This window comes from Erythrobacter donghaensis (assembly GCF_002155425.1).
GTDB lineage: Bacteria > Pseudomonadota > Alphaproteobacteria > Sphingomonadales > Sphingomonadaceae > Erythrobacter > Erythrobacter donghaensis.
Genome location: NZ_MUYG01000008.1, coordinates 319,224 through 341,806 on the forward strand (window position 1 = coordinate 319,224; position 22,583 = coordinate 341,806).

The 22,583-nt window shown below is 68.1% G+C and carries 18 protein-coding genes; 7 read left to right on the top strand and 11 right to left on the bottom strand.

Annotation, left to right across the window (positions count from 1 at the left end; genetic code table 11):
* Nucleotides 1-24: 24 nt before the first annotated feature.
* A complete protein-coding gene (locus tag BZF59_RS05995; RefSeq protein ID WP_086607325.1) occupies nucleotides 25-2,088 on the top strand; it encodes a TonB-dependent receptor in 2,064 nt (687 codons plus the stop codon).
* 4 nt (nucleotides 2,089-2,092) lie between these two features.
* Here the strand turns inward: BZF59_RS05995 and BZF59_RS06000 are convergent, their stop codons facing one another.
* Genes BZF59_RS06000 through BZF59_RS06010 form a run of 3 tightly spaced genes read right to left on the bottom strand, consistent with a single transcriptional unit; the run spans nucleotide 2,093 to nucleotide 5,903 of the window.
* Nucleotides 2,093-2,833, bottom strand: coding sequence for a TonB family protein (locus BZF59_RS06000; protein ID WP_086607326.1), 741 nt, complete (start codon nucleotides 2,831-2,833; stop codon nucleotides 2,093-2,095).
* A 53-nt stretch (nucleotides 2,834-2,886) separates the two neighbouring features.
* Nucleotides 2,887-4,221: a sigma-54-dependent transcriptional regulator gene (locus tag BZF59_RS06005; protein WP_086607327.1), complete on the bottom strand. Its 1,335-nt coding sequence runs from the start codon at nucleotides 4,219-4,221 to the stop codon at nucleotides 2,887-2,889.
* The gene (locus BZF59_RS06010; RefSeq protein ID WP_158094281.1) at nucleotides 4,218-5,903 is read right to left on the bottom strand and encodes an ATP-binding protein; all 1,686 of its coding nucleotides are present in this window, start codon (nucleotides 5,901-5,903) and stop codon (nucleotides 4,218-4,220) included. Before BZF59_RS06010 ends, BZF59_RS06005 begins: the two co-directional genes overlap by 4 nt.
* A gap of 208 nt (nucleotides 5,904-6,111) precedes the next feature.
* On the opposite strand from BZF59_RS06010, the gene BZF59_RS06015 reads away from it, so the two are divergent.
* Genes BZF59_RS06015 through BZF59_RS06030 form a run of 4 tightly spaced genes read left to right on the top strand, consistent with a single transcriptional unit; the run spans nucleotide 6,112 to nucleotide 12,666 of the window.
* Nucleotides 6,112-7,494, top strand: coding sequence for a dicarboxylate/amino acid:cation symporter (locus tag BZF59_RS06015; RefSeq protein ID WP_086607329.1), 1,383 nt, complete (start codon nucleotides 6,112-6,114; stop codon nucleotides 7,492-7,494).
* The gene (locus tag BZF59_RS06020; RefSeq protein WP_086607330.1) at nucleotides 7,491-8,432 is read left to right on the top strand and encodes an alpha/beta hydrolase; all 942 of its coding nucleotides are present in this window, start codon (nucleotides 7,491-7,493) and stop codon (nucleotides 8,430-8,432) included. Before BZF59_RS06015 ends, BZF59_RS06020 begins: the two co-directional genes overlap by 4 nt.
* A gap of 2 nt (nucleotides 8,433-8,434) precedes the next feature.
* Nucleotides 8,435-11,482 (top strand): TonB-dependent receptor domain-containing protein, encoded by a 3,048-nt coding sequence (locus BZF59_RS06025; RefSeq protein ID WP_086607331.1) that lies wholly within the window; start codon nucleotides 8,435-8,437, stop codon nucleotides 11,480-11,482.
* A 26-nt stretch (nucleotides 11,483-11,508) separates the two neighbouring features.
* On the top strand, nucleotides 11,509-12,666 hold the full coding sequence (locus tag BZF59_RS06030; RefSeq protein ID WP_158094282.1) for a M14 family metallopeptidase: 1,158 nt from the start codon (nucleotides 11,509-11,511) through the stop codon (nucleotides 12,664-12,666).
* Nucleotides 12,667-12,671: 5 nt separating this feature from the next.
* Here BZF59_RS06030 and BZF59_RS06035 read toward each other — a convergent pair whose 3' ends face one another.
* From BZF59_RS06035 to BZF59_RS16510, 8 genes are all read right to left on the bottom strand, one after another.
* The gene (locus tag BZF59_RS06035) at nucleotides 12,672-14,507 is read right to left on the bottom strand and encodes an ABC-F family ATP-binding cassette domain-containing protein (RefSeq protein ID WP_086607333.1); all 1,836 of its coding nucleotides are present in this window, start codon (nucleotides 14,505-14,507) and stop codon (nucleotides 12,672-12,674) included.
* Between the two features lie 455 nt (nucleotides 14,508-14,962).
* Nucleotides 14,963-15,274, bottom strand: a complete 312-nt coding sequence (locus BZF59_RS06040; protein ID WP_086607334.1) for a GIY-YIG nuclease family protein — start codon at nucleotides 15,272-15,274, stop codon at nucleotides 14,963-14,965.
* A gap of 143 nt (nucleotides 15,275-15,417) precedes the next feature.
* Nucleotides 15,418-16,098, bottom strand: coding sequence for a ribosome biogenesis GTP-binding protein YihA/YsxC (gene yihA / locus BZF59_RS06045; protein ID WP_086607335.1), 681 nt, complete (start codon nucleotides 16,096-16,098; stop codon nucleotides 15,418-15,420).
* 5 nt (nucleotides 16,099-16,103) lie between these two features.
* On the bottom strand, nucleotides 16,104-17,867 hold the full coding sequence (gene yidC, locus BZF59_RS06050) for a membrane protein insertase YidC (RefSeq protein ID WP_086607336.1): 1,764 nt from the start codon (nucleotides 17,865-17,867) through the stop codon (nucleotides 16,104-16,106).
* Nucleotides 17,868-17,935: 68 nt separating this feature from the next.
* Nucleotides 17,936-18,145 carry a membrane protein insertion efficiency factor YidD gene (yidD, locus tag BZF59_RS06055; RefSeq protein ID WP_086607337.1) on the bottom strand — a complete coding sequence of 70 codons (210 nt, stop codon included), beginning with the start codon at nucleotides 18,143-18,145 and terminating at the stop codon, nucleotides 17,936-17,938.
* The gene (gene rnpA / locus BZF59_RS06060) at nucleotides 18,142-18,546 is read right to left on the bottom strand and encodes a ribonuclease P protein component (protein ID WP_086607338.1); all 405 of its coding nucleotides are present in this window, start codon (nucleotides 18,544-18,546) and stop codon (nucleotides 18,142-18,144) included. The genes yidD and rnpA overlap by 4 nt, the downstream gene beginning before the upstream one ends.
* 251 nt (nucleotides 18,547-18,797) lie before the next feature.
* Nucleotides 18,798-18,932 (bottom strand): 50S ribosomal protein L34, encoded by a 135-nt coding sequence (gene rpmH, locus BZF59_RS06065; RefSeq protein WP_026092078.1) that lies wholly within the window; start codon nucleotides 18,930-18,932, stop codon nucleotides 18,798-18,800.
* 98 nt (nucleotides 18,933-19,030) lie between these two features.
* Nucleotides 19,031-20,035, bottom strand: coding sequence for a hypothetical protein (locus tag BZF59_RS16510; RefSeq protein WP_086607339.1), 1,005 nt, complete (start codon nucleotides 20,033-20,035; stop codon nucleotides 19,031-19,033).
* A gap of 172 nt (nucleotides 20,036-20,207) precedes the next feature.
* Here BZF59_RS16510 and BZF59_RS06075 point away from each other — a divergent pair, with 172 nt between their 5' ends.
* Complete coding sequence (locus tag BZF59_RS06075; RefSeq protein WP_086607340.1) at nucleotides 20,208-21,698, top strand: YifB family Mg chelatase-like AAA ATPase; 1,491 nt, start codon at nucleotides 20,208-20,210, stop codon at nucleotides 21,696-21,698.
* A 45-nt stretch (nucleotides 21,699-21,743) separates the two neighbouring features.
* The gene (locus BZF59_RS06080; RefSeq protein ID WP_245806048.1) at nucleotides 21,744-22,583 is read left to right on the top strand and encodes a hypothetical protein; all 840 of its coding nucleotides are present in this window, start codon (nucleotides 21,744-21,746) and stop codon (nucleotides 22,581-22,583) included.

Consider the following 22,583-nt stretch of genomic DNA (forward strand, 5'->3'; position numbering starts at 1 on the left):
CCCGCTAAGCTTGAAAGTCCCCCGATGAACACCCCCAAGCGCCTCACCCTCGGCGCGGCAGCGCTGTCGCTGTCCCTCCCCTTCCCCCTCGCCGCGCAGGACAGCCCAGACGGCGATACCGACTGGTCCGAGGATTTCTCCGACGAGGCCAGCCCTGCCGAGGCGATCATCGTCACCGGACGCGGGCTCGATCCCGCGCTGTCGAGCGCGATCTACGCCACCACCATCCTCGAACGCGAGACCATCATCGCCAGCCCCTCAGGCCGGATCGAGGATGTGCTCAGGGGTGTCGCGGGCTTCCAGCAGTTCCGCCGTTCGGACAGCCGCTCCTCCAACCCCAGCGCGCAAGGGGTGACGCTGCGCGCGCTGGGCGGCAATGCCACCAGCCGCGCACTGGTGTTGCTCGACGGGGTGCCGCTGGCCGATCCGTTCTTCGGCTACATCCCGCTCTCGGCGATTGCGCCCGAGACGTTGGGCACCATCCGCGTGACGCGCGGCGGCGGCTCGGGCCCGTTCGGCGCGGGTGCATTGGCCGGGACGATCGAGCTGGAGAGCGCCGAGCCCTCTGCCACGGCAGGGTTCCTCGGCAGCGCCGCGATCAACGACCGTGCCGAGACCGAGGCGAGCGGAGTGCTCACGCAGAAGCTTGGTAGCGGGTTTGCTATGGCCAGCGGGCGCTGGGACCGGGGACAGGGGTTCTTCACCACCCCCGCGGACCAGCGCGTCCCCGCCAGCGCGCGCGCCGCCTTCGACAGCTGGAATGCCGCCTTGCGCACCGTCGCCCCGCTGACCGACACGGTCGAAGTGCAGGCCCGCGTCGCCGCTTTTCGCGACAATCGCACGCTGCGCTTCGACGGCGCGGATTCCTTCAGCAATGGCGAGGAAGCCTCGATCCGCTTCGTCGGGCGGGGCGACTGGCAGTTCGATGCGCTGGCCTATATGCAGGCGCGCGATTTCGGCAATGTGGTGATCTCCTCGACCCGTTTTACCCCAACGCTGGATCAGCGCCGCACGCCTTCGACCGGGATCGGCGGCAAGTTCGAGCTGCGCCCGCCGCTGCTCGAAGCGCACGATATCCGCATCGGCGTGGACTACCGCCGCGCAGACGGGGAATTGCAGGAGGAGGCGATCAACACCGTCTCGGGCGCGATCACCGAACGCCGGCGCGCGGGCGGCGCGACGAGCAATCTCGGCATCTTCCTTGAAGACGACTGGCAGATCGGCCCGCTCACGATCAACGGCGGCCTGCGCGCCGATCGCACCAGCATCACCGACGGCTTCTACCGCGCGGTCAGTGCGAGCGGGGTGCCGGTCAGCACCCTCGTCGCACCCGACCGCAGCGACTGGGCGCTGAACTGGCGCGCGGGTGCGCTGCTCTACGCCACCCGCCGCCTCGATCTGCGCGCGGCGGCCTATACCGGGCTGCGACTGCCGACCCTCAACGAACTCTACCGCCCCTTCGTGGTCTTCCCGGTGGTGACGCAGGCCAATGCCGCGCTCGAGAACGAGCGGCTGGAAGGCTTCGAGATCGGGTTCGACTGGCAGCCGGTGAACGCGCTGGTGCTCTCGGTGACGGCCTACGACAACGAGGTCGAAAACGCCATCGCCAATGTCACGATCGGCCCCAACCTGCGCCGCCGCGCGAACCTGCCCGCAATCGAAGCGCGCGGGATCGAGGCCAATCTGGCGGCAAAGTTCGGTGCCTTCAGCATCGATGGCGCGCTGGCCTGGACCGATGCAGAGGTGCGCGGAGAGGGCGCATCGCTCCCGCTCGATGGCAACCGTCCGGCCCAGACCCCGGCCTTTTCCGGCACGCTGACATTGGGCTGGCGGCCTGCCGATGGCTGGCAGCTGGCCGGAACGCTGCGGCACACCGCCGCGCAATTCGAGGACGATCTCGAAAGCGACCGCCTGCCCCCTGCCACCACGTTTGACCTCTTCGCCGCCGCGCCGCTGTGGGGCAAGCTGTCGCTGATCGCCCGTGCGGAGAACCTGACGGACGAGGCCATCGTCACCCGCAATCAGGGCGGATCGATCGATCTCGGCGTGCCGCGCACGCTGTGGCTGGGTGTGCGCTACGGGTTCTGAGCGATCAGAACTTCAGGCGCGACTGGTAGGTGGCCGTCACCGCCTGCCCATCGGCATTGCGGCCCGGTTCGAAGCGGCTTTCATCGCTGAGCAGCTGGCAGACCTTGGCGTCGAGCGCCTCGGCCCCGCTCGAGGTGACGATCTCGCACGCCGCCACCCGGCCCTCGGGCGAGACGGTCAGGCGGAAGGCGACCTGATCGCCGGTGACGTCGCCGGTCGGCAGGTCGCCGGGGTTGATCGTGGGGAAGCGCAGGGGCTTGGGCTTCACCACCGCAATCGTCGCCGGGTCGCGCGGGGTCATCGCGGCGGCGCAGGCCTCCATTTCGGTGATCGCGGTCGGCAAGCCGTCAAGGTCGAGCAGGATCGGCCGCTCCTCGCCGAGGACGATGCTCGCGGTTCCCCCTGCGCCGAGCAGGCGGCGCAGCTGTGCGCTGGCAGGCGCGGTGAAGCCGGGCGTGCCGTCGCTGGTGCGCGCGCCTCTCGCCTCGAAGGCGATCTCCTCCGCGCCGACCACCAGCACCGCGGGTTGCTTCTCGCCCACCGCGATCGTCATGGCCGGGTGGTGCAGGCGCAACATGCTGCCGCCTTCGGGATTGAGCGCGACCAGCAGGAAGGCCTCGCCCGGATTGCCGCTGACCGCGCAGGAGCCGGGCGCATCGTAGAGCTTCCACGGGGATGCGGCGGGCGGCGGCTCCTGCCCTTGCGCGGCGGAGGCGAGCAGGGCGGCGGGCAGGGTTCGGATCATGCGCCGCAGGCTAGCGCGCGTGGGCGGCGCGGCCAAGCCTTGCGCGCATCGGGTCAGCGGAACCGTGCCGGTTTCAGGTCGTATCTGGCGAGCTTGTCGTAGATCGTCTTGCGCGGGGTTTGCAGCAGCGCCTGCACCGCGGCGATGTCCCCCCGGCACTGGCGCAGCGCATCTTCCAGCACGGTGCGCTCGAAATCGGCGACGGTTTGCGCCAGCGGGCGGCTGCCGCCGGGAACCGGGGCAGAGGCCGGGCTGTCCTCCGCGTGATCGACAAGGCCCAGCACGAAGGCGCGGGCATAGCCTGAGAGTTCGTTGAGGTTGCCGGGCCAGTCATGGGTCTGCACGTGCCGCCACACGCCTGCGCTGATCGCCGGAGCAGGCAGATCGAGTTCGCGCGCATGGCGGGCGACGAAGCGGCGGAAGAATTCGGGCAGATCCTCGCGCCGTTCGCTGAGCGGCGGGAAGGCGATCTGCACCGCGCCCAGCCGGTGCCACAGCGGATCGCGCGCGACCTCCGCACCCATGCTCCCGGCGAGGCGGGCGATGATGATGCGGATGTTCAATCGCCGGGGCTGCGCGGCGCCAATCGGGAGCACGGCGCGCTTTTCCACCAGCGACAGCAGCCGCGCGGTCAGCACCGCAGGCGCGGTCTCGATCTCGTCGAGGAACAGCGTGCCGCCATTGGCGCGCTCGATCAGCCCGGTGCGCGACAGGCCGCCGCCCGCCGGATCCCGCCCGAACAGCAGCAGTTCGGCATCCTCATGCGCCAGCACCCCGGCATCGACCGCAACGAAGGGCCGCGTCCGGCGCGGGCTGCATTCGTGGATCAGGCGCGCGGCGTGGCTCTTGCCGGTGCCTGCCGGGCCGGTCAGCACCACATCGATCTCCGAGCGCGCCACGCCTTCGATCACCGAGCGCAGCCGCTGGGCGATGGCCGAGCTGCCGGGGATCGCCCCCTCGGCGCTGCGCCCGGCCTCGTCGCGCAGCCGCCGGTTCTCGAGCGCCAGAGCGCGCCGCTCGGCCGCCCCCCGCACCGCGCGGATGAGGTCGGCCGAGGCATAGGGCTTGGTGAGGAAATCGGCCGCGCCGTTCTTCATCGCCGCCACCGCCATCGCGATATCGCCGTGGCCGGTGGTGAGGATCACGGGCAGATCGGGATCGACCTCGCGCAGCGCGGCGAAGAAGGCGATACCGTCGATCCCCGGCATCCGCACGTCGCTCACCACCACGCCGGGGTAATCCGCCGTCAGCCAGCCGAGCGCCGCGCGGGCATCGGGAAAGGCGGTGACCTCGGCCCCTTCGAGGCTGAGCATCTGCATCGTCGCCTCGCGCAGTGGCGGATCGTCTTCGACCAGCGCGATCTGGAGCGGGGAGGCGAGCGCGCTCATGCGGCGGGCATGACCATGGTGAAGCGCGCGCCCCCGCCGGACGTGTCTTCGCAGGTGAGATCACCGCCGAGCTGACGCATGATGTCGCGCGCAATCGCGAGGCCGAGGCCAATTCCCTCGGGCTTGCCGGTGACGAAGGGCTGGAACAGCGTGTCGCGCAGCGTCTCAGGCACACCGGGGCCGGTGTCGGTGACGCTGAGATGCAGCGCGGGCCCCTCGGCAGCGATGGCGAGCGCGATCTGGCCGCCGGGCGCGCAGGCCTGCACCGCGTTCTGGAGCAGGTTGACCAGCACCTGTTCCAGCTGGACATGGCGCGCCCGCACTTCAGCGGCGGCGGCCTCGGGCGCGGGGAGCGTCAGCGTCAGCCCCTTCTGGCGGATCTGGTCGCGCAGCAGCAGCAGCGATCCGTCGATCACCTCGGCCAAGGTGACAAGACGCGGTTCTTCGGCCGAGCGGCGGCTGAAATTGAGCTGTTCCTCGGTGATTTCGCCGATCCGGCCCGCCAGCGCAGCGATGCGGGCGAAGTTCTCTCCGGCCTCCTCGGTGCGTGCAGCATCGAGCAGGCGCTCGCCGTTCTCGGCAAAGACCCGCATCGCGGCGAGCGGCTGGCGGATCTCGTGCCCCAGCCCGGCGGTGATCTGGCCGAGCGTGGCGAGGCGGTTGGCCTGCTGGAGCTGCTCGCGCAAGGTCGCGGTCTGCGCGGCGGTGGCGGCGGCGGCGCGGGCCTCGCGCTGGCGCTGCCACAGCCATGCCCCCGCCGCCGCCAGCGCCAGCAGCGCGAGCGCGGTGACTCCCGCGAGCCTGCCGTTGGCGAGCGCCACCGACACGCGCGGGGCCGGGTCCGCGAGCAGGTGCAGCTCCCACCCCACCGGAGCGATGGGCTGGATTTTCTCGATCATCCTGACCGGAGAGGCCCCGCTCCCCAGCCCCGGCAACGCCAGCGGGCGCGGCTCGGCGACGCCATACCGTACCGCATCGCGCGCCGGATCGCGCGGACTTGCCGAACCAGGCGCTTGCGGCGCGGCGCGGAAGCGCCAGTCGGGATCGCTGGCGAGCAGCACGATCCCGCCCGCATCGGTCACGAAGACCCCGTCCTCGGCATCGCGCCATTTGGCCTCGAGGCTGTCGAATTCGACCTTTACCGCCACAACGCCCAAAGGCCGCTCCGCCGGGCCGACGCGCTGCGCGAGATAGAGCCCCGGGCGGCGGCTGACCGTGCCCAGCGCAAATTCGCTTCGGGTGCCATTCGCCAGCGCCCCGGCGAAATAGTCGCGGAAGCCGTAATTCGATCCGATGAAGCTGTCGGGCCGGTCCCAGTTGCTCGCCGACAGCGTCATGCCCTTCGCGTCCATCAGATAGATCGCGGCGGCATTGGTCTGCTGCGCCAGCGCGGCGAGGCGGCGGTTGAGCACGGCCTGCTGCCCGCGCTCGCCCGCCAGCAGTGCGGCGACCTCCGGGTCGGCGGCGAGCACGCTGGGCACGAGGGTGAACTTGTTGAGCTCGCTCTCCAGCCCGGCGGCAAGAATTGCGGCCTGGCTGGTGGCGGCGGCGCGGGTTTCCTCGAGCGCGCTGACCCGCATCGCCCGGTCGAGCGCGAGCATCGCCAGCCCCCCGATCAGCAGCACCGCCAGCCCGGCAATGCCCGCCAGATACCAGCGCCCCAATCTGCCGCCCGTCGCCAAACCCCGCTCTCCCTGTTGGAACCGCTTGTGCGCTTTTCCGCACGGGCCGCAAGATTTTTGTGCGGAAATCCGCACAAATTGCCCAGCGACCGCGGACAAGTCCCTGAAACTCCGTGGTTGGCCCAGAGTGTCACAAAAGCTTGCGGCGCGCCCTTCCCTCTCCGATCCTTGGGCGCAAAGAACAGATCAACGGGGGAGCCGGCGACCTATGGGTTCGCACACCATCACTGCAAGCGACGCTGCGCCGGTGCGCCTGCCGTTCTACCGGCAGCTTTACGTGCAGGTGCTCACCGCGATCGCGCTGGGCGCGATGGTGGGCCATTTCGCACCCGAATTCGGCGCCAGCCTCAAGCCGCTGGGCGATGCCTTCATCAAGCTGGTCAAGATGATCATTGCCCCGGTGATTTTCGTCACGGTCGCCACCGGGATCGCGGGGATGCGCGATCTGAAGGCGGTCGGCAGCGTGGCGGGCAAGGCCTTTGCCTATTTCCTCACTTTCTCCACGCTGGCGCTGATCATCGGCCTTGCGGTTGCCAATCTGGTGCGCCCGGGCGAGGGGCTCAACATCGACCCCGCCACGCTCGATACCGCTGCGGTCGCCGACTATGCCAACAAGGCCGAGGCGACGACGATCACCGGCTTCCTGCTCTCGATCATCCCCGAAACCCTGTTCAGCGCGGTCACCGACGGGCAGATCCTGCAGGTGCTGCTGGTGGCGATCCTCGCGGGCGTCGCCATCGCCGCGACCCGCCCGGCGAGCGATCTGGTGACCGATGTGCTCGCATCCTTCGGGCAGGTCATCTTCAAGCTCGTGAATATGCTGATGAAGCTCGCCCCGATCGGTGCGTTCGGGGCGATGGCCTTCACCATCGGCGAGTTCGGGATCGGCAGCCTCGCCAATCTCGCCGCGCTGGTGGGGACGTTCTACCTCACCTCGCTGCTGTTCGTGCTGGTGGTGCTGGGGCTGGTGGGGTGGTTCACCGGCTTCTCGATCCTCGCGCTGATCCGTTACCTGCGCGCCGAATTGCTGCTGGTGCTGGGCACCTCCTCCTCCGAAGCCGCGCTGCCGAGCCTGATAGAGAAGATGGAACTGGCCGGATGCCGCAAGGCAGTCGTCGGGCTTGTGGTGCCGACGGGCTACTCCTTCAATCTCGATGGCACCAACATCTACATGACACTGGCCGCGCTGTTCATCGCGCAGGCCGTGGGCGTGGAGCTGTCGCTGGCCGAACAGCTGACGCTGGTGCTGGTGGCGATGATCAGCTCCAAGGGCGCGGCCGGGGTGACCGGATCGGGCTTCGTGATCCTTGCCGCCACCCTTTCGGTGGTGCCGAGCGTGCCGGTGGCGGGGATGGCGCTGATCCTCGGGATCGACCGCTTCATGTCCGAATGCCGCGCGCTCACCAATTTCATCGGCAATGCGGTGGCGACGATCGTGGTGGCGAAGTGGGAAGGCGCGCTCGACGAGACCCGCCTCGCTGCCGCGCTGGCGGGCACGCCCATGCCGCTCCCGCCCGAGGATATCGAGCGCCACGAGCGCAGCGGGCCGGTGAGCGAGAAGCTCGCCAAGGTGCTGGAGAATACGCCATGATCCGCCTCGCCCTCGCCGTGCTGCTCGCGCTGTTCGCCCCCGCCGCGCTGGCGGCCGCGAACGATACCGAGCGCGAGGAAATCCGCCTGTGGCCGGGCACCCCGCCGGGCAATGGCAAGGTCGAAGGGCCGGAAGTCCTCGGCGAAAAAGGCGCAGGCTTCGGCGCGGTGTCGAATATCGCGACGCCCCGGATGCGCGTCTTCCGCCCCGCCCGGCCCAACGGCGCGGCGGTGCTGGTCGCAGGCGGCGGCGGCTATTTCCGCATCCAGCTGTGGAAGGAAAGCACGCCCGCCGCCGAGTGGCTCGCCGCGCAGGGCTTCACCGTGTTCGAGCTGATCTACCGCCTGCCGAATGACGGATGGGACTCCACCGCACCCTTCATGGACGCGCAGCGCGCGATGAAGATCATCCGCACCCGCGCGGGCGAATTCGGCATCGCGCCCGACAGGATCGGGATCATGGGCTTTTCGGCGGGCGGGCATCTGGCGGGCTTCACCGCCTATCAGCCGGGCCGCGCGCTTTACGAAGGCAAGGACCGCTTCGAGCACGTCTCGGCCCGGCCCGATTTCGCGGTGCTGCTGTTCCCGGTCGTGACCCTGCGCGCACCCTATGACACCACCCGCACCCGGCGCGAGATCGTGGGCGACAAGGCGACCCCCAAGGCCGAGGCCGCCTGGTCGCTGGACACCTACGCGGACAAACACGCGCCGCCGACCATCATCTTCGCCTCTGCCGACGATCCGACCACGCCGCCGGGGCACGGCATCTTGCTGTTCCAGACCCTCATCGCGGCCGGGGCGAGCGCGGAGCTGCACCTGTTCCGCGACGGCGGGCATGGCTGGGGTCTGGGCCAGCCCGATCAGGTCATCAGCCAGTGGCCGAAGCTTTTTTCCAAGTGGGCGCAATCACTTAAAATCATTGAAAAACGGGGAGAATAGGAATGTCCACCAATCGATTTGGCAGGTTCACCCTGCTGTGCGGCGCCAGCCTGATCGCGGCGCAGGCCGCCCACGCGCAGGAAGCCGAAACGCCGCCCGCACCCGCGGCGGAAGAGGAGCGCGTGATCACCGTCACCGGCACCCGGATTCAGGGCGCCAAGATCAACGACGTGCTGCCCGTCACCGTGGTCGACGAAATCGACATCGCCAACGTCGCGGCGACATCGGGTGACGAGCTGTTCCGCTCGATCCCGCAGGCGGGCGGGGTGGCCTTCAACGAACAGAACGACACCACCGTCAACAACGCCCGCGGCGATGCCGCCTCGATCAACCTGCGCGATCTCGGCACCGGCAATACGCTGCTGCTGATCAACGGCCGCCGCATGGTGCTGAACCCCGGCTTCCAGACCGAGCTTCTGGTGCCCGTGGTCAGCCCCGACACCAACGAAATCGCGCCCGGCTCCGTGCGCCGGATCGAAGTGCTGCGCGACGGCGCATCGGCGATCTACGGCGCGGATGCGGTCGCGGGCGTGGTCAACACTGTGCTGCGCGGCAACCGCCGAGGCGGCTTCATCGAAGGCGAATTCCGCGCCTCGGAAGGCACCAGCCTTGAAAGCTACGCACTCGCGGGCGGCTATGGCTTCGACTTCGCCGGGGGCCGCGCCAACCTCACGGTCTATGGCGGCTATTTCCATGAAACCGGCATGCCCGCGTCCGACCGCGATTATGCCGCCGACGACAACCGCCTGCCGCTGGTGGTGGGCACGCCGTTCGAGGGCGACAACCAGTTCAACAACCGCAACACCTTCGGCCCTTTCGGCCAGTTCGACATTCAGGCGCCCAACAACCGCACGCCGCTGAATGACGACGATTTCTACCTCCAGCCCAGCACCTTCCCCAATTGCCGGATCGATCTGGGCGACGGCCTGTGCGCGCGGGCGGGTATCACGCCGGATATCGCGGTGCGCTACAACACCAATTTCGGCACCACCATCATCAGCGAAAAGACCCGCTACAACGTGATGGGCCTGCTGAATTACGAGCTCACCAACAGCCTCGAAGCCTATTTCGAGGGGAGCTATTACCGCTCGGAGAGCGAGCGCTTCATCACGCCTGCCGCAATTCTCAGCGCGGTGCCGGTGGGGATCAGCCGCAATGCCTATTGGAACCCCTTCGGCCCCGTCACCTTCCCCGATGGTACGCCCAACCCCAACCGGATCGGCGGCACCACCATCCCCACCGGAGGGGCGGATGTGATCATGGAGCGCTATCGCTTCGTCGATGCGGGCAACCGCTCGGTCAACGTGACCAAGGATTCCTACCGCCTCGTCGCGGGCCTCAAGGGCAATTTCGGCTCGTGGGATTTCGACACCGGCTTCGTCTATTCCGAAGCGCGCACCACCGATCTTGAAGGCAACCGCGTGTCGCTCACGCTGCTGCAGGACGCGATCAACAGGTCGACGCCCGATGCCTACAACCCCTTCAACGGCGGCTGCGTGACCGGCGATCCGGGCAATGGCGATTGCACCCCCAATCCCACCAGCAGTATCGACCCGTTCCGCATCAGCGTGTTCCGCAAGGGCGGCACCAGTCTCGCGCTGGCCGACTTCAAGGTCAGCCGCTCCGACCTCTTCACCCTGCCCGGCGGCGATGTCGGGATTGCGGCGGGGATCGAATGGCGGCGCGAGACCTTCTTCGACGATCGCGACCCGCGGCTTGATGGCACGATCACCTGGACCGACAGCGTGATCCCGGGCGTGACCTTCGGCTCGGACGTGGTCGGCACCAGCCCCTCGCCCGACACCAACGGCTCGCGCGAGGTGTGGTCGGCCCATGCCGAAACTTTCGTGCCACTGGTCAGCGAGGACATGAACATCCCGCTCGTCAGCGCGCTCAACCTCCAGCTGGCGGGCCGGATGGAGCACTTCAAGGATATCGACCAGACCGCCATCGTCCCGCGCGTTGCCGCCTCGTGGACCACGGTGCCGGGGATCACCTTCCGCGGCGCATGGTCGCAGGGCTTCCGCGCGCCCAATCTGGTGCAGGTCAATGACGAAGGCACCACCCGGTCGAACACGCGCGACGACTTCGTGATCTGCGCCGCGCAGGTCGCCAAGGGCCAGCTCTCCAGCCTTGCGGTGTGCCCCGGCGAAGGCGTGATCAGCTTCCGTTCGGGCACCGACCGGCTCCAGCCCGAAGACAGCGAGAGCATCAACCTCGGCGTGGTGCTCGAACCCGGCTTCATTCCGGGGCTCACGCTGACGGCGGATTACTGGCGCGTGAAGCAGACCGGGCTGGTCGGCACCTTCGGCGATGACAACGCGATCGCGCTCGACCTGCTGCGGCGGCTTGCGGGCGGCACCAATCCGGCGGTGGTGCGCGCCGATCCCACCCCCGAACAGGTTGCGCTGTTCGCCGGCACCGGGCTGGCGGCGGCGGGTGAGATCCTGTTCGTCGACGATCCCTATCTCAACCTCGACAGCCGCGTTTCGAAGGGCTGGGACTTCGGCCTGTTCTACAACGTTCCCGATTTCGGCGCGGGGGACATCCGCCTGCGCTTCAACGCCGCGCGGCTGACCAGCTTCGTGCAATCGGCCGGAAACGAGGGCGAGGAACTGCTCGAAGGGATCGCAGCCGGGCTGCTGCCGCCCGAAGTGGTGGTCGGCGGCCTCGGCCAGCTGCTCGAGATCGAGGGGCGGCCCAAGTGGCGCTTCTCCAGCTCGGTCAACTGGGGCATGGGCCCGGTCGATGTCGGGTTGTTCGCGCAATATGTCGGGCAAGTGTGGGACACCAGCGTGAGCCGCGACGTGCCGTTCGAATCGGCCGATCCCAACATCAACTTCTTCCGGGTTGACGACATTCTGACCCTCAACCTCAACGTGTCCTATTCCTTCGAAAAGGGCGCACTGGATGGCACGCGCATCCGACTGGGGGTCAACAACCTGTTCGACAAGGACCCGCCGCTGGCGGACGAAAGTCTGGGCTTCTTCAGCGAACTCCATTCGGCCCGTGGCCGGGTGTGGCGGGTCGAAGTGCGCAAGAACTTCTGATAGGTCTCCGGCCCATGGGCAGCGCGATGCGACACCTGTGGGCCGGAGCAGCCCTGCTGGCGGGGGGGCTGGCGACGGCGGCTTGCAGTCCTGCGCCCCCGCGCACGGCCTCGGCGGCGGTGGCGGGCGACTGCCGCTCGGCCAGCGTCACCCTCGCCTTCGATTTCGACGGCGCACCGCCGATGGCCTGTGCGGTGACAGGGGAGCGCGCCTTTACGCTGCTCGTCACCCCCGAACACGCCCCGCCGATCAATCCCAGCCCGTGGTATGCCTTCCGCTATATCGCGGACGGCGATGCGCCGGTGAGCGTGACGCTGCGCTATCTCGAAAGCGGGCACCGCTATGCCCCCAAACTGGCGACCGACGGCGGATGGCGCGTGCTTGAGGCAGAGGTGAGCGCCGACGGCAAGACTGCCCGCTTCGATGTGCCGCCGGGCGCGGGTCTGGTCGCCGCACAGGACTTGCTGGTGCCGCTGCAAACGGGCGAGGCGCTGGCGCGGTGGAGCAAAACCTCCGGCGCGGCGGTGTTCCCGATCGGCAGCTCGCATGATGGCCGCCTGATCGAGGCGATCCGGCTCGGCCGCGTGGATGCGCCGCGGCTGGTGGTTTTGATCGGCCGTCAGCACCCGCCCGAGGTGACCGGCGCAATCGCGATGGAGGCCTTCGTCGATGCCCTCGCGGCGCGAGCGGGCAGCCTCGGGGATGTGCAGGTGTTGGTGGTGCCGATGCTCAACCCCGATGGCGTGGTGCGCGGCCACTGGCGCGCCAATCGCGGCGCGGTGGATCTGAACCGCGACTGGGGCCCCTTCACCCAGCCCGAGACGCGCGCTGTGAAAGCATGGCTCGGCACGCTGCCTTCCGGGGTGCGCCCGGTGCTGATGGTCGATTTCCACTCGACCGGGCGCAACCTGTTCTATGTGCAGGGGCCCGACGAAGCGACCCCGGCGCAGGCGGCGTTTCTGGCGCGCTGGCTGGGCGGGAAGGAAGAGGCCTTCCCCGGCTACCCCTTCACGCTCGAACCGCGCAACGCCAATCCCGGCAGCGGGACGACCAAGAACTGGTTCCACCAGACCTACGCCATCCCCGCCTACACCTACGAAGTCGGCGACAATGCCGACCGCGACGCTGCCGCCGCCGCCGCGCGCGCGCTGGCAGCAGATATGCTGGAAGCGCTGGCGGAGTAGGCGGCTCAGGCGGCTTGTGCGGCCTCCAGCGCGGCCCCGGCGGCCAGCCATGCCTCTTCGGCCTCGGCCAGCCGGTCAGCCGCTTCGGCCCGCTGCTTGAGCAGGCCCTGCATCGCCGACCCGTCCGCTGCGAGGATCCGCTTGTCCAGCTGCGCCAGATCGGCGGTCAGGCGGGCGATGGCGGCTTCCGCCTTGCTCTGCTCCGACTGCGCCGCGCGCAGGTCCGCACCCGCGTTGCGCGCGCCCTTGGCCTTGCCGCCGCGATCCGCCTTGGGCTGATTGCGACCCAGAATGAAGTCGATGTAATCATCCATGCTGCCCGCATATTCTCGCGCCGTCCCGCCATCCACCAGCACCAGCCGGTCCGAGGTCAGCTCGACCATGTGGCGATCGTGGCTGATCAGGATCACCGCCCCGGAATAGCCGTTGAGCGCCTGAATCAGCGCCTCGCGCGCGTCGACATCCAAGTGGTTGGTCGGCTCGTCGAGGATCAGCAGATGCGGCGCGTCGCGGGTGATCAGCGCCAGCGCCAGCCGTGCGCGCTCCCCGCCCGAAAGCTTGTCGACCCGCTGGTTCGCCCGCGGCCCGGAAAAGCCGAACCGCCCCAGCTGCGCGCGCACCGCGCCTTGCGAGGCCCCCTCCATCGCGCGGTTCATCAGGTCGAGCGGGGTGTCCTCCCCCGCCAGTTCCTCGACCTGATACTGCGTGAAATAGCCGACCTTGAGCTTGCCCGGCGCATTGACCGCGCCCTCCGCCGGGGCAAGCTGCGAGGCCAGCAGCCGCGCCAGCGTGGTCTTGCCGTTGCCGTTGCGGCCCAGCAGCGCGATCCGGTCATCGGCCTCGATCCGGAAGTTCAGGCGCTTGAGGATCGGCGGCGCCTCGCCATAGCCGACCGCCGCCTGTTCCAGCGTGATCATCGGCGATTTCATCTCCGCCGGATCGGGAAAATCGAAGCTCAGCGAGGGGTCTTCCATCAGCGCCGCGATCGGCTGCATCTTGGCGAGCATCTTGGCGCGCGACTGCGCCTGCTTGGCGGTCGAGGCGCGGGCCGAATTGCGCGCGACGTAATCGCGCAGCCGCGCCGCCTGCGCATCCTGCGACGCCTTGGCCGCCGCCAGCTGCGCCGCCCGCTCGGCCCGCTGCTTCTCGAAGGCATCATACCCGCCGGGATAAAGCGTCAGCTGCCCGCCCTGCAGGTGCAGGATGTGATCGACCACCTTGTTGAGCAGGTCGCGCTCGTGGCTGATCACCACCAGCGTGGCGGGGTAGGACTTGAGGAAGTTCTCCAGCCACAACGTCGCTTCCAGATCGAGGTGGTTGCTCGGCTCGTCAAGCAGCAGGATATCGGGCTCGGAAAACAGCAGCGCGCCCAGCGCGATCCGCATCTTCCACCCGCCCGAAAAACTGTCGACCGGGCGCTGCTGCATCTCCTCGTCGAAGCCGAGGCCATTGAGGATCTTGGCCGCGCGCGCCGGGGCGGAATAGGCGTCGATGGCGAGCAGGCGTTCGTGCACGTCGCCCATGCGGTCCATGTCGGTGCAGGTTTCGAGCTCCGCCAGAAGTTCGGCGCGCTCCGTGGCGGCGGCGAGAACGACATCCTCAGGCGTCATCGACCCGCTCGGCGCTTCCTGCGCGATATAGCCGATCCGCGCGCGCGACGGTTTGGAGATTTCGCCATCGTCGGGCTCGATCTCGCCGATCAGCGCCTTCATCAGCGTCGACTTGCCCGCGCCGTTACGGCCGATCAGCCCGACGCGCGCGCCCACCGGCACGGTCGCGCTGGCGCGTTCGAGAATGGCCCGGCCGCCAAGCCGCACGGTGACGTTGTCGATGGTAAGCATGGGCGGCCCCTTAACAGCCTATCGCCGCCCGCCCAAAGGAAAAGCCGTTTGCGAACTTCTCGGCGGTGACGGGCATGGCCGAGACCCGGTTGGAGAGCAACAACGGGCGATGCCCATGCCCTTCGCGCCAGTAGCAGCACCGCGCCAACCAGCGCATTAAGCGTTACAAAGCGGACACCGTGTCCGCTTAGTAGGCGCGGTTATTTATTTATTCTTTCAATGCCCTATACCGTTCCGCACCATGCGGACGGACAGGGGAGAGGGGGCTTGTCTGGCCTACGGCGGTCACGCGACCACCCTGACAGCGATGGGAAACAGCGGCGCGGACTTTAGCGGCTGAGTGAGGTGTAGGAAATGGTGGCAAAAGCTGGCGTTCCACCGAAAGCTGCCGTCCGGGAAGCGACCCCAAACCTACCATATCAAGTTCGTCGCCCCGTGCTTGACACGGGGCTTGGCTACTTCTGCTCCGTGTGGGGTGCGAACCATTGCTCCCAAAGGTCATTCCATTCGGGATTGTCCGCCTCGATCAGCGCAAACTTCCAGTCGCGCCGCCATTTCTTGACGAGTTTCTCGCGGGCAATGGCGCCTTCGATGGTGTCGTGGCGCTCGACATAGACCAGCCGCGTCTTAGCGAAGTCTTTGATGTGACGGGAACCCGTCCCTTCGCGGTGCTGATATACTCGGGCCAACGCATCCGCTGTGACGCCCACATACATACCGCCACGAAAGCGGTTCGCCATGATGTAGACCCAGCCGCCCTGCTCCATGCGCCGGGTATCGCGCCAACGCGGCAGAAAGAAAAGCCAAGCCCCGTGTCAAGCACGGGGCGACGGTGAGGAGAGGTGGCGGAAAACCACCCACCTTCTGCCATCAAAGCCCGCACCCCGGCCGCCCAAAAGCAGACCCGCCGCTAGCCCATCCAACCTTCGCCCAGCGCATCCGCCACCACGGCGGCGCGCAGGGCGGCGATGCCCATGCCTTTTTCGCTGCTGGTGAGGTGCAGTTCGGGGTAGGCGGCGACATGCTTGCGCACTTCGGCGGCGGTCGCTTCGGCGACCTTGTCGAGCTTGCTTGCCTTGATCTTGTCAGTCTTGGTCAGCACCACGCGGTAGCCGACCGCTGCCTCGTCGAGCATCTTCATCATCGCGCGGTCGACGTCCTTCAGCCCGTGGCGACTGTCGACCAGCACCAGCGTGCGCGCCAGCACCGCGCGGCCGCGCAGGTAGGAATTGACCAGCGCCTTCCACTTGTCGACCACCTTCACCGGGGCCTTGGCAAAGCCGTAGCCGGGCATGTCGACCAGCCGGAACAGCGGCAGCGCGCCCTCTTCCTCGGGCCGCCCGACATCGAAGAAATTGAGCTCCTGCGTGCGCCCCGGCGTCACCGAGGCGCGGGCGATCGCCTTCCTCCCGGTCAGCGCGTTGAGCAGCGAGGACTTGCCCACGTTCGAACGCCCGCAAAAGGCGATTTCCGGCACCACAGGATCGGGCAGGAATTGCAGCTGCGGGGCGGAGCGCAGGAAATCGACCGGCCCGGAAAAGAGCCGCGATGCCGCTTCCTCGGCTTGCGCGTAGTCCTCGGGGTCATCCACGCCCGCTACCCCTTCGCCGCTTTTTCGGCGATCGCATTGGCGGCCTTCAATTGCGGGTGCTTGGAGTAGAGATAGCTCTGCTGCGCGACAGTGAGGATGTTCGAGGTCACCCAGTAAAGCAGCAGACCCGCGGCAAAGGGCGCCATCACGAACATCAGCATCCACGGCATCAGCGCGAAGACCTGCTGCTGCACCGGGTCCATCACCGCCGGGTTGAGCTTGAAGGTCAGCCACATGGTGAGCCCCAGCAGGAGCGCGAGCGGCCCAATGGCGAAGAAGCCCGAGACTTCGAAAGGCAGCAGGCCGAACAGGTTGAGGATATGCGCAGGATCGGGCGCGGAGAGGTCGCGGATCCACAGCACGAAGGGCTCGTGCCGCATCTCGATCGCCAGAACCAGCACCTTGTAGAGCGCGAAGAACACCGGGATCTGGATGACCATGGGCAGGCAGCCGGACAAGGGATTGACCTTCTCGTCCTTGTAAAGCTTCATGATTTCCTGCTGCTGGCGCTGCTTGTCGTCCTTGAAGCGCTCCTGGATCTCCTTCATCTTGGGCTGCACGGCCTTCATCGCGGCCATGCTGGCAAAGCCCTTCTGCGCGACCGGGAACATCAGCCCGCGGATGATCACGGTGAGCAGGATGATCGCCACGCCGAAATTGCCGACCAGCCCGTTGAGCGTGCGCAGCAGCCACAGGATCGGCTTTTCGAAGAACTTGAACCAGCCCCAGCTGATCGCGAGACCGAAATTGGTGATGCCACCGTCTTCGTACTTGTCGAGCGTCCCGCTTTCCTTGGCGCCGGCGAACAGGCGCGTGTCCTGCGTCACGGTGCCGCCGGTGGGCACGGTGCTGGCGGCATAGAGCAGGTCGGAGCGGAACAGGTCGCCGGGCAGCGAACGGAAGCTCGCGTCGTCGACCTTGACGTTGCCCTTGCCATCGCCGGGCACCAGCGCGGCGAGCCAGTATTGATCGGTGAAGCCCAGCCAGTCGGGCGAGCCTTCGGGCACTTCCTGCCCGATTTCGGCCAGCTCCTTGTAGGAATGCGGATCCCACAGGGTCCCGCCGAACACGCCGACCGGGCCGGAGTGCGAGACGAACTGGTCGATCGTCGCATTGGTGCTGGTGCGCTTGATCAGCGCGAAGGGCTGAATGATCGCCGCCGCCGGGCTGTTGTTGGTCACCGACTGGGTGGCGGTGATCATGAAGTCCTTGTCGATGGCGAAGCGAATCGCATAGGTCACGCCGGCCGCATCGGTGTGCGTCAGGGTGACGGGCGTTTCCGGGGTCAGCTTGCCGCCATCGGCCTGCCATACGAGGTTGGAGGGCTGGCGCGCGCCGCCGCTGACGAAGCCGAATTCGGCGAAATACTGGACGCCGGTGCCCTCGGGCGCGAGCAGGCGGACGGGGCCCGAATCCTTCTCCACCGTCTCGCGGTAATCCTTGAGCACGATGTCATCGATCCGCGCGCCAACGAGGTTGATCGACCCGGCCACGCGCGGCGTGTCGATCGCGACGCGGTTGCTGCCAGCGAGCGCGGTCTTGAGATCGACCTTGCGCGGTGCGGCGGCCTCTCCCCCAAGCGTTGCGGCCCCGGCAGCGACCGGCTGTCCGCTCGTCGATGCCACAGGCGCAGCGGCGGGCGCGCCCGTTTCCGGCGTCACAGGCGCGGGCACGGCGGCTTCGGGGTAGAAATAGCTCATTCCCGCCTGCCATCCGAAGAGCAGCAGAACCGAAAGCACGACAGCGAGCAGAAGGTTGCGATTATCCAAGTGTATGCCCCGAGACTATGCGACGACAGGTGTATTATGGGGATAGAACGGTCCCGTTTCCAGACCCCCTAGGGCACCGGATCATGTCCGTGTCCGCCCCAGGGGTGGCAGCGCATTAGCCGCTTGAACGCCATCCATCCACCCTTGAGAGCACCATATTTGCCGAGCGCCTCAATCGCGTATTGGCTGCAGGATGGCGAGTAGCGGCACGAGGGCGGCAGAATGCGCGACGGGCCAAGCTGCCAGCCGCGCGCGATGAGGATCAGGAGCTGCTTCATTTGCGGCGATTCCCGCGTCTTGGCCTACGCCCGCCCGCCGGATCGCCGCGGCCTTCGCGCGCCCGTTCGAGCGCCTTGGCGAGCTCGTCTGCCATCAGCTGAAAATCGCGCTCCACCCCGCCCGCGCGGCCGATCAGCACGTGATCGTGATCGGCAAGGCCCTGCGTCGGCAGCGCGGCACGCAGCAATTCGCGAAACCTCCGCTTCATGCGGTTGCGCATCACCGCATTGCCGATCTTCTTGGTGACGGTGATCCCGTAGCGGATGCCCTGCCCGTCATTGGGCCGGGTCAGCAGCACGAACCCGGCCCGCGCATTGCGGGTGCCGGAATTCGCCGCAAGAAAATCGGCGCGCTTGGTGAGCGTCTGGATCGGAGGTGTGGCGTTTGTCGCCTGAGTCATTTGTTGAGGCCCTCAAACGCCGGGCGGCGGACATCCGTCCGCCTTGGATTCGACCCTTCGGCCGGCGCGCGCCAAGTCCTTTTGGCGCGCTTGCGAACCGCTGCGCGGTTCGGGGGGCTCTTTCCAAGACCTCGGCAAACGCAAACGGGCTCCCGAAGGGAGCCCGCAAGGGCGACTGCCCGTCGCGACCCGTGCCGCGAAAGCCAAGCGGGCCGGATGGCCCGCGCCCGGCGCCTGAGGGCGCCAGAAAATTACGCGCAGAGCTTCTTGCGGCCGCGTGCACGGCGGGCGCGGAGCACCTTCTGGCCGCCGGGGGTCGCCTTGCGGGCGAAGAAGCCGTGACGACGGGCGCGCACGAGATTGCTGGGTTGGAAGGTACGCTTCATATCATCCTCGAAACAAGAGACCGGCGAGTGTCCCGCGAGCCTGTGCCCGCACACCAACCGGGGCCGCATCGCTGCGACCGCAAATCAGACCGGGGCCGTTATGGGAAAGCCGCCAGAGAGTCAAGCAGCCCGGCACCCGGATCGGCGTAAGCCAGCCTGGGAGCGATCATCGGGGCCACGGGCATAGCACCCGGCAGCTCCCACGCCGCCAGCCGACCGAGCGACTGCGCCACCAGCCCGCCGAGCGCGTCGCCCGACCGGGCCAGTGCCAGCCGCACGCCCGCCGCCGCGTCGCCGTCGATCCGGCGGGTGGCGGGCACAATCCAGCGCTCCATCTCGTTGGCCTCCAGCCACAGCGCGCTGGCGTGGGGCACCGAGTTGGTCATGGCATAGAAGGCGCGGGCCTCATCGGCGCTCATGCCCATTTCGGCATAGTAATCGAGATAGAGCCGGTTTTCGGGCGCATCGGGCGCGAAGTCGGCCGGCTCGCGCCCGCGCTCATCCCGCCAGGAATGCACCGCGAACAGCGCGCCGGGCTCGGTGGTGCGGCGGGTGCCCGCGAGGAACAGCTCGACCGCGCCCGAGCGTGCCGATCCGCCAGCGGGGACATGAGTCGCAAGCCCCGCAGCGCGGATCGCGCGGCCCAACGCAAGGTTCGCCAGATCGTGATTGGTGCCCGGCGCATCGGCGAATTCGATCACCTCGAGCCCCGGAAAGGCGGCGAGCATCGCGGCAAAGGCCTGCGGGCTGGCCGCATCGGTCGAAGCGACCAGCGCCGCGCGCTTGCCGTCGATCACGCGGAAGGGGCCGAAACGCGCGATCCCCGCACTCATGGCGCTTTGGCGCGGAGCGTGAGCGATGAAGCGCACCGGCTCTTCGGTGACGGTGGTCTCAGTGTAGGAGCCGGGCGCGGGCTGGGCGAAAGCGGGGACAAACCCTGCATCGCCATCCTCGGCAACGCGCACCCATTCGCCGGTGGCCGGGTCCCATTCCTCGACCCAGCTGACCGTGGTCACCACCCGCGCGGTCTGCTGCGCCAGCGCCGGGGCGGCGGGCAGCAGCATCGCAAGGGCGGCAAGCAGCAGGGCAAGGGCGCGTTTCATGGCCCCGCACCATCACCCCGCGTCCTTTCCCAAATTGCCAAGATTTATGCTTTAGAAAACCCTTAGCGTCCCTGCGGAGGCGCGCGGCAAGGTTCAATTAATCCTGCGCATCGGCTCGACAAGCCTCTCACAAAGCTGCACAATCCGCGCCGGGGTTAAGACGGGGGCAGGCATGGTCGCATTGGTGAGGACGGTGGCCTACCTCGGGCTGGAGGCCCGCGCGGTGGAGGTGCAGTGCCACATCGGCCCCGGCCTGCCGCGCTTCAATGTCGTCGGCTTGCCCGACAAGGCAGTTAGCGAAAGCCGCGAGCGGGTGCAGGCCGCGCTCGCCGCACTGGGCCTCGCGCTGCCGCCCAAGCGGATCACGGTCAACCTCTCGCCCGCTGACCTTCCCAAGGACGGATCGCATTTCGACCTGCCGATCGCGCTGGCGCTGCTCGCGGCGATGGGCGTGACCGATGCCGAACAGCTGGGCGACTGGATCGCGGTCGGGGAACTCGCATTGGATGGGCGCGTGGTGGCGAGCCCCGGCGTGCTGATCGCCGCGCTCCACGCCAGCACGCTCGGCACCGGCCTCATCTGTCCTGCGGAACAGGGCCCCGAGGCGCGCTGGGCGAGCGGGGTGCCGGTGCTCGCCCCGCGCGATCTGACCGGGCTGCTGGCGCATCTAAAGGGCAGCCTCGTCCTGCCTGAACCGCAGCGCGGGCAGGTGAGCGAGCCGATGATGGGCAATGATCTGAGGCAGGTGAAGGGGCAGGAGGTTGCAAAGCGCGCGCTCGAAATCGCGGCCGCCGGGGGCCACAACCTGATGATGGTGGGCCCGCCGGGATCGGGCAAAAGCCTGCTGGCGAGCTGCCTGCCGGGCATCCTCCCTCCCCTCACGCCATCCGAGGCGCTGGAGGTGTCGATGGTGCAATCGGTCGCCGGGATGCTCGAATCGGGGCGCATCAGCCGCGCCCGCCCGTTTCGCGCGCCGCATCATTCGGCGAGCATGGCGGCGCTCACCGGCGGCGGGCTGAAGGTGCGCCCGGGCGAGGTCAGCCTCGCGCATCTGGGCGTGCTGTTCCTCGACGAATTGCCCGAATTCCAGCGCCCCGTGCTCGATTCGCTGCGGCAGCCGCTGGAGACGGGGCAGGTCGATGTGGCGCGCGCCAATGCCCATGTCACCTTCCCCGCGCGGGTGCAGCTGGTGGCGGCGATGAACCCGTGCCGCTGCGGCTATGCGGGCGATCCGGCGAGGAACTGCAACAAGTATCCGCGCTGCATTGGCGACTATCAGGCGCGGCTGTCCGGCCCGCTGCTCGACCGGATCGACCTTCACGTTCACGTCGGCGCGGTCAGTGCGCTCGACATGACGCTGCCCCCGCCTGCTGAGGGCAGCGAGGCCGTGGCTGCGAGGGTCGCTGCCGCCCGCCAGCGCCAGACCGCACGGGGCGTCAGGTCGAACGCGGAACTGGAGGGCGATCGGCTCGAACATCATGCCACCCCCGACGAAGCCGGGCGCAAGCTGCTGCTTCAGGCGGCGGAGAAGCTGCGTTTGTCGGCGCGCGGCTATACGCGGATGCTGCGCGTCTCGCGCACCATCGCCGATCTCGCCGAGTCCGAAACGGTTGGCCGCGTTCACATCGCCGAAGCCCTGTCCTATCGGCTGATGACAGGCTAAGAAGCGCGCGAAGGCCACCCCCCTAGCGGCCTTGTCAAAGGCGCATTGGCGATTTCGGACGATATTCTCGCAGTGGAGGCCGCGGAGCGGCGGGGCTTTGCCGCTCGTTGGGCCGGCCTGCGCGAAGCTGCGCGCTCTCGCAAGCTAACGAGCCTCGCCATTGCGCTGGCACTCGAAGCGCTGATCCTGCTGCTGCTCTTGACGCTGGGGACGCAATTCGCGGGCGAGCCGGACGAGAAGGTGGTGATCACCGAATTCGCCGCCTCCACTGTCACCCCTTCTGCCGAGCCGGAAACCGAGACCGAGCCCGAGCAGCAGGCAGAAAGCCCCGACAGCGCGCCGCAGCCGACGCCCGATCAGGCCCTGCCGCAGCCCGAGCAGCCCTTCGCCTCGCCCTTCGACACCAATCCGCGCCCGGCCCCGTCGCCCACACCCCAGCCCGAAGCGCGGCCCGATCCCAAGCCCTCGGCCAGCCCTTCGCCCAAGATCGGCGCCAAGGTCAGGCAGGGGCAGTCCTATGGCCCGGCCGACACCGGCGATCCGCGCAGGGCGGGCGACAGCCAGCAGGTCGGCACCGCGCCCAATGGCGAGCCGCTGTATGCCGCGCGCTGGTATCGCGAGCCGACCGATCAGGAGCTGGCGGGCTATCTCTCGACCGCCAGCGGGCCGGGCTATGCGCTGATCGCCTGCAAGACGGTGACGGGCTATTATGTCGAGGATTGCCAGCTGCTGAGCGAGGCGCCGCAAGGCGCGCAGATCGGCCGCGCGGTGATGGCCGCCGCGTGGCAGTTCCGGGTGCGTCCGGCGCGGATCGGCGGGCGCGAGCAATTCGGATCATGGGTGCGCATCCGAATCGATTATTCAGTGCGGCAACGCCCGCGCTGA